This is a genomic window from Oceanobacillus indicireducens (assembly GCF_014647195.1).
Lineage (GTDB): Bacteria > Bacillota > Bacilli > Bacillales > Amphibacillaceae > Oceanobacillus > Oceanobacillus indicireducens.
On sequence record NZ_BMOS01000034.1, the window covers coordinates 23,630 to 30,385 of the forward strand.

8 protein-coding genes are annotated in these 6,756 nt (G+C 35.3%); all 8 read left to right on the forward strand.

Going from position 1 to position 6,756, the window contains the following annotated elements; translation table 11 throughout:
* Positions 1-92: 92 nt before the first annotated feature.
* Positions 93-797: a response regulator transcription factor gene (locus IEX94_RS16695; RefSeq protein ID WP_188859068.1), complete on the forward strand. Its 705-nt coding sequence runs from the start codon at positions 93-95 to the stop codon at positions 795-797.
* A gap of 1 nt (position 798) precedes the next feature.
* Positions 799-2,187: a sensor histidine kinase gene (locus tag IEX94_RS16700; RefSeq protein ID WP_188859069.1), complete on the forward strand. Its 1,389-nt coding sequence runs from the start codon at positions 799-801 to the stop codon at positions 2,185-2,187.
* Between the two features lie 155 nt (positions 2,188-2,342).
* Positions 2,343-2,570 (forward strand): SHOCT domain-containing protein, encoded by a 228-nt coding sequence (locus IEX94_RS16705; RefSeq protein ID WP_188859070.1) that lies wholly within the window; start codon positions 2,343-2,345, stop codon positions 2,568-2,570.
* A gap of 53 nt (positions 2,571-2,623) precedes the next feature.
* Positions 2,624-2,863 (forward strand): recombinase family protein, encoded by a 240-nt coding sequence (locus IEX94_RS20045; protein ID WP_268239601.1) that lies wholly within the window; start codon positions 2,624-2,626, stop codon positions 2,861-2,863.
* Complete coding sequence (locus tag IEX94_RS20050; RefSeq protein ID WP_268239602.1) at positions 2,851-4,185, forward strand: recombinase family protein; 1,335 nt, start codon at positions 2,851-2,853, stop codon at positions 4,183-4,185. The genes IEX94_RS20045 and IEX94_RS20050 overlap by 13 nt, the downstream gene beginning before the upstream one ends.
* Complete coding sequence (locus IEX94_RS16715; protein WP_188859073.1) at positions 4,185-4,598, forward strand: serine integrase family protein; 414 nt, start codon at positions 4,185-4,187, stop codon at positions 4,596-4,598. The genes IEX94_RS20050 and IEX94_RS16715 overlap by 1 nt, the downstream gene beginning before the upstream one ends.
* A gap of 3 nt (positions 4,599-4,601) precedes the next feature.
* A complete protein-coding gene (locus IEX94_RS16720; protein WP_188859071.1) occupies positions 4,602-6,173 on the forward strand; it encodes a recombinase family protein in 1,572 nt (523 codons plus the stop codon).
* A gap of 350 nt (positions 6,174-6,523) precedes the next feature.
* Positions 6,524-6,697, forward strand: a complete 174-nt coding sequence (locus IEX94_RS16725; RefSeq protein WP_188859072.1) for a hypothetical protein — start codon at positions 6,524-6,526, stop codon at positions 6,695-6,697.
* Positions 6,698-6,756: the final 59 nt, after the last annotated feature.

Genomic DNA, 6,756 nt, shown 5'->3' on the forward strand with positions numbered 1-6,756 from the left:
TCTCGCTACCTTACATCCTCCTTACATTTTTTTAAAAGTAGGAAAAAGATATAAATGTACGCTACAATATAAAGTGTAAAGAGGGTGAAGAAATGAGTCTTAATTATTTGAAACAAAAACGGATCCTGTTGGTAGATGACGAGTCTCAACTATTAGATATGGTGGTTTCTATTTTGAAAGAAGAGGGCTTTAACAATATACGTACTGCAAAGAATGTTAAACAAGCATTAGAAACAGCAGAGGAATATTCGCCAGAACTTGCTATCCTTGACGTGATGCTTCCTGATGGTGATGGATTTTCTTTGATGAAAAAATTGAAGACCATAGCAGACTATCCAATATTGTTTTTAACTGCTCGTGGTGAGGATGAGGACAAGTTGAAAGGACTTGGCCATGGAGCAGATGATTATGTAGTCAAACCTTTCTTGCCTAAGGAATTAACTTTTCGCATCACAGCAATTCTACGAAGAAGTTATAAGGACGATAATCCGACTGTCAGATTACAAGACAGTGAAATAGATTTTGAACGTGCTGAAGTCATTAAAAACGGCGAACACATTGCATTGACGGCAAAAGAACACTCAATACTTTTAGCACTTTATCGTAATGCAGGACGGATTGTAACAATTGATACTCTATGTGAAGCAGCCTGGGGCGACAATCCCTTCGGATATGAAAACTCATTGATGGCACATATTCGTCGTATTCGTCAAAAGATTGAAAAAAACCCATCTCAACCAATATCGCTTATAACAGTTAAAGGGTTGGGATACAAGCTAACTACGGAGGAAAGTTGATATGAAAAGCGTTCCGAAACTGATAGGGCGATTTATTGGCATTTTACTTCTAAGTATATTTTTGCTGCTTGTTTTAAATTTTTTTGTACTGTTTTTTTTCTCAATTAATCAGTCGCCAAGTGATTCGCCGTATACGATAGCAGAGGAGATAGCAGATAAGCTATATAAAACGGATAGTGGGTATGCCATGGATAACGCTACACTAACGTTTCTGCAAAATGAGGACATCTGGGCGATTCTGATAGGCGAAAATACTAAAACAGTCGTTTGGCATACAGATAACCTTCCCAACACCATACCGGCGACATACTCCCTTTCCGATATCTCTTCACTCACATCCGGTTATATAGAAGGGTATCCGACTTATACGGGAGATACTGAGAATGGACTTTTAGTGCTTGGCTATCCGAAAGATAGCTATTGGAAACACTTATGGCCAAGTTGGGACTATCAATTCATTGCCCATCTTCCGCGAACATTTCTTGTAGTTCTATTTTGTAATGTTATTTTGATTTTTATTATCTATATTTGGACAACAGGAAAGCTATCGAGATCGGTCAATCCGATTGTCCAAGGAATACGAGATTTGGCTGAAAGAAAACAGGTACAGCTTAAAGAAAAGGGAGTACTATCTGAACTTGCTATGAATATTAACCAGACTTCACAAATTCTGAAGTCTCAAGAAAGAGAACTTGAAAAGAGAGAAACGGCAAGAGTAAATTGGATAGCAGGAGTTTCACACGATATACGAACACCGCTTTCAATGGTGATGGGCTATGCTGGGCAACTCGAAGACAACCCAGATTTAACACCTGAAGAACGAAAAAAAGCGAGGGTTATCCTTAGACAGAGCAAAAAAATGCGTAATTTAATAAATGACCTTAATCTTGCTTCCAAACTTGAATACAATATGCAACCATTAAATCCCAAAAGGATAAATGTCATTGCACTTGTGCGGCAGGTTGTGGTTGATTTTATTAATAATGATATTGAAAACAACTATCCAATTGAATGGAAAACTGACGATAAATTAAGTTCTTGCATTATTCAAGCTGACGAGGACTTAATGAAAAGGGCTATTAGTAATCTTATTCAAAATTGCATCAATCATAATGAAAATGGGTGTACAATCTATGTTATGGTTCATACAATACAAAATAAATGTATGATTATAGTAGAGGATGATGGTGTTGGAGCAACCGATGACCAAATTGAAAAGCTGAATAACACTCCACATTATATGATTAGTGATGTTGCCACAACTGAACAAAGACATGGTTTAGGTTTGCTTATCGTAAAACAAATTCTACAGTCCCATGATGGAATAATGTTAATTGGACACAGTAAATACGCTGGTTTTTCCGTAACGATCGAACTCCCAAAAAAATAAAAAACCGATGAACTTTGTAGAGTTTGTCGGTTTTTTAATTTTTTTATATACTACATCTCACATATCAAGAAACATTTATAAAAAGGCTACTGTGGGGATTCGAATCTCCGCTTTTTTTCGCATATAGGTAGATGACTATTTAGGAGGAAAACCATATGCGAATGACACATCTCTCACCTAACAATCAAAAGCCGAATAATAAACCATCAAAACCAACTGTAGAACAACTTCAAAATGAACTTAATTTTCATCTTGCTGAAAAAATGCTTATGAAGTTACGTGAAAAAGAACTCATTTCACAGGAAGAATTCAATCAAATAAGCAAACTAAATCATCAAAAATTCAATACTTTATTAGGCCCTTTAATGTACGATAAACCTTGATATAACAGCGTTCTAACGCTAATATGTCACATACAAGAAAGGAGGGTGAGTGGATGAGAAAGATAACAACACTTGATGTGACAACATCTTCAATAGGAAAACCGAAACAAAAGGTCGCTGCATATATAAGGGTGTCAACATCCAATGAAGATCAGCTTATTAGTTTGGAAACACAGAGAAGACACTACAAGACATTGATTGAAACAAATGAAGAATGGCAGCTCGTTGAAATTTATAGTGATGAAGGCTCACAGGAACAAAAAAAGATAGACGATCTGAATTGCTTCGCTTAATATCCGACTGCGAAAAAGGAAAGATTGACTTCATTTTAACAAAATCTATCAGTAGATTTGCAAGAAACACAATTGACTGCTTGGAGTTAGTAAGAAAGCTTATGGACTTAGGTGTGCACATTTATTTTGAAAAAGAAAATATCAATACGAATTCGATGGAAAGTGAACTCATGCTTTCAATCTTAAGTAGCCTTGCAGAAAATGAATCTGTGTCACTTTCCGAAAATAGTAAGTGGTCGATTAGGCAACGATTCAAACGCGGGACGTACAAATTATCGTATCCGCCTTACGGTTACGATTATATTGATGAACAGGTTGTTGTAAATGAAGAACAAGCACAAGTGGTCAAGCAAATATTCAACAGTGTACTTGAAGGAATAGGAACAGAACGAATTGCTAGACAATTAAATGAAGAAGGGATTCCGACAAAAAGAAATGGAAATTGGACGGGAACGACGATTCGCGGAATGGTTAAGAATGAAAAATACACGGGAGATGTGCTGCTTCAAAAAACTTTTACCGATGAGCATTTTAATCGAAAGGTTAATCAAGGTGAACTTGATCAATACCTAATCGAAAATCATCATGTGGCGATTATTACGCATGCTGATTTTGAAGCGGCTAATCAGATGCTCGAATACCAAGCAAGTCAGAAGAATGTAGCAGTCGGAAGTAGAAAATATTTAAATCGCTATCCATTTTCAGGAAAGATTGAATGCGCAGAGTGTGGCGATACCTTTAAAAGAAGAATTCATACTTCAACCCATAAAAAATATATTGCCTGGTGCTGTTCAACACATATCAAAAATAAAGATGAATGTTCGATGCTTTTTATAAGGGAAGAACGTATTCATCAGGCATTTATTACGATGATGAATAAACTTATATTTGCTCGTAAAGAAATACTGCATCCGCTATTTGAAACAATGAAAAATGGCTTTAAACAGGATATAGAAGAGCAACTCGATAATATTGAACTGCAATTGACCGAGTGCTATGCAAAGAGTCAAATGTTGAAAAAGCTAATGGATGATAAGTTTTTAGAACAGAAATTGTATGAAGAACAACGGGCGAAGATGGACAACCAAATTAATGAGTTGTTGGAGGATAAAGAACGGTTGCTACGACTTATTCGCAACGAAGAAGAACAAGTCTACGAACTGAAAAGACTGATGAGTTTCACCAATAAACAGCAGGAAGTTGCATCATTTGAAGAAACGATATTTAACGAATATATTGAAAAGGTTTATATACACTCGTCAACAAAAATAGGTTTTTTATTAAAAAGTGGCTTGTTGCTAAAGGAAGAGGTGAATAGGTGATGGCACATACACCATTTGGCTATCAAATTGAAAACGGTAAAGTAGTCATAAATAAAGAAGAGCTGAAACAACTGCAGCATCTTTTTCAAGCGTATTTATCAGGATTGTCATTAGCAAATGCCGCTAAGGAAGCGGGAATAAAGAGAAATCATGGCGGTATTACCCGAATATTAACGGATGAAAGATACTTAGGAACGGATATTTTTCCTACCTTAATATCAAAAGAATTATTTGAAAAAGTGAAGATAGAAAGATATAAACGGGCAAAAAAATTAGGAAGACTAAATAAAAAACAAGAAGAAACCCCGTTTGAAATTCCCACATTCACTTTACCATCTATCGATATCAAACATGACAACCCATATAAACAAGCAGAATATGTTTACAGTTTAATAGAAAGTGTGGTGAACTAGAGTATGGAAAATTCAAGAAATGTTACAGTTATTCCTGCAAGACCTAGAAGAACAAGGGAAGTAAGTGATAAGCAAAAGCTGAGGGTGGCCGCTTATTGCCGGGTATCAACCGACAGTGATGAGCAGGCAACGAGTTATGAAGTGCAAATCGAACATTACACGTCATACATTCAAGCCAATCCAGAGTGGAAACTTGCAGGGATTTATGCAGACGATGGAATTACAGGAACGAACACAAAAATGCGAGAACAGTTTAATAAAATGATACAGGATTGTATGGATGGAAAAATTGACATGATCATCACAAAGTCCATCAGTCGATTTGCTAGGAACACGTTAGATTGCTTAAAGTATATAAGGAAATTAAAAGAACGAGAAATACCAGTATTCTTTGAAAAGGAAAACATTAATTCGATGGATGCGAAAGGGGAAGTAATGCTGACCATCATGGCTTCACTTGCCCAACAAGAAAGCCAGTCACTCAGCCAAAACGTAAAACTTGGAATTCAATATCGATACCAACAAGGAGAAGTGCAAGTAAATCATAATCGATTTCTTGGATACACGAAAGACGAAAATAAACGTTTAGTAATCGTTCCTGAAGAAGCGGAAATCATCAAACGTATTTACCGAGAATACCTAGAAGGATCTAGCTTAAATAAAATCGCAAAAGGACTTGAAGCGGACGGCATATTAACAGGTGCGGGAAGAAAGAAATGGTACAGTAGTTCACTGCATAAAATTCTGACGAACGAAAAATATATGGGAGATGCACTTCTACAAAAAACTTATACAGTTGATTTCTTATCGAAAAAGAGGGTGAACAATGAGGGAGTTGTCCCGCAATACTATGTGGAAAATAATCACGAAGCTATCATACCGAAACATCTCTTTATGTTAGTGCAAGAAGAATTGAAGAAACGAAGGATAGCACACATTAGTAAAAATGGGCAAAGGAGAAATTACAGCAGTAATCATAGTTTGGCTCAGATTGTATTTTGCGAAAAATGCGGAGAAATATTTAGAAGGGTGCATTGGAACAACCGAGGAAAGAAGTCAATCGTCTGGCGATGCGTCAGCAGGTTAGAGAATACTGGAGTGTTTTGCGATGCACGAACCATCAGAGAAGATGACTTAAAACAAGCAGTTATTCAAGCGATAAATGAACTATTCAGTAATCAAGATGATTTTATACAAGTGTTAAAAGAAAATATTTCACTTATCATATCATCCAGCATTCCAAATGAAATTATTACAGTTGAGAAAAAATTAGAGGAGTTACAAAACTCCTTAATACTTCTGGCAAACTCTAAAAAAGACTACAATGAAGTAGTTGATGAGATTTATCGATTAAGAGAAAAGCGGCAAACTTTACAAATTAAAATTGCCGAACAAGATAATGATCGAGATAGGTTGGAAGAGATTGTTAAACTCCTAGAAACTCACTCATCTGAACTTGATATATATGATGAACAGCTTGTGAGACGTTTAGTTGACAAAGTAATAATTCATGTTGAAAAAATGGAGATAATATTTAAATCTGGAATAAGTGTGAAAGTAAAATGTAAGAGCTAATTAATAAAGGCCTGTATGGTTAGCTAAAACTAATTGTACAGGCATTTTTTTGAGTGGACTTTGGGGGTCTGAAAAAGTGTACTATTTTCCTTTTTTGTTTCACTTAAAATTGCTTTTAAATTTTTTGTGAAAAAATTTCATTTTCGTTTTTAAATAAAGATATACCATTAAGCAAAACTATTATTTTGTCAGTATGTATGTAAGCATGGAATGTTTGTCGCAAAACACACTGTTTTACATGATTGCAACCGTAAGTTGACAAAGTGCAACCAATGCATGGTAGAAGTGTAAGCGACTTTTAACTAGGATATAGATAGTAATTAAAGTATTAGTAATTGAGGGGGGAGAAAATGAAACAAGTATCAATTCTCGGTATAATTTTAACCATAGGAGCATTAATTCTTTTAAAGGTTTTTCAAGATTCTATTCCTAGAATTAATGATCCAATAACAAATATATTAGTCTTTGTAGGTTTTGCAACTTTTGTTACTATTTATGTCGTTTCTAAAATTAGAAAAGAGTGAAGTGAGTAAGTGGATCTACGTCAATATTTAGGACACATTTAAGTTAATTTTTCTTAGTG

What these genes read in the sequence shown, in the direction of transcription:
- IEX94_RS16695 (WP_188859068.1), top strand. Translation starts at nt 93, where the DNA reads ATGAGTCTTAATTATTTGAAACAAAAACGGATCCTGTTGGTAGATGAC.
- IEX94_RS16700 (WP_188859069.1), top strand. Translation starts at nt 799, where the DNA reads ATGAAAAGCGTTCCGAAACTGATAGGGCGATTTATTGGCATTTTACTT.
- IEX94_RS16705 (WP_188859070.1), top strand. Translation starts at nt 2,343, where the DNA reads ATGCGAATGACACATCTCTCACCTAACAATCAAAAGCCGAATAATAAA.
- IEX94_RS20045 (WP_268239601.1), top strand. Translation starts at nt 2,624, where the DNA reads ATGAGAAAGATAACAACACTTGATGTGACAACATCTTCAATAGGAAAA.
- IEX94_RS16715 (WP_188859073.1), top strand. Translation starts at nt 4,185, where the DNA reads ATGGCACATACACCATTTGGCTATCAAATTGAAAACGGTAAAGTAGTC.
- IEX94_RS16720 (WP_188859071.1), top strand. Translation starts at nt 4,602, where the DNA reads ATGGAAAATTCAAGAAATGTTACAGTTATTCCTGCAAGACCTAGAAGA.
- IEX94_RS16725 (WP_188859072.1), top strand. Translation starts at nt 6,524, where the DNA reads ATGAAACAAGTATCAATTCTCGGTATAATTTTAACCATAGGAGCATTA.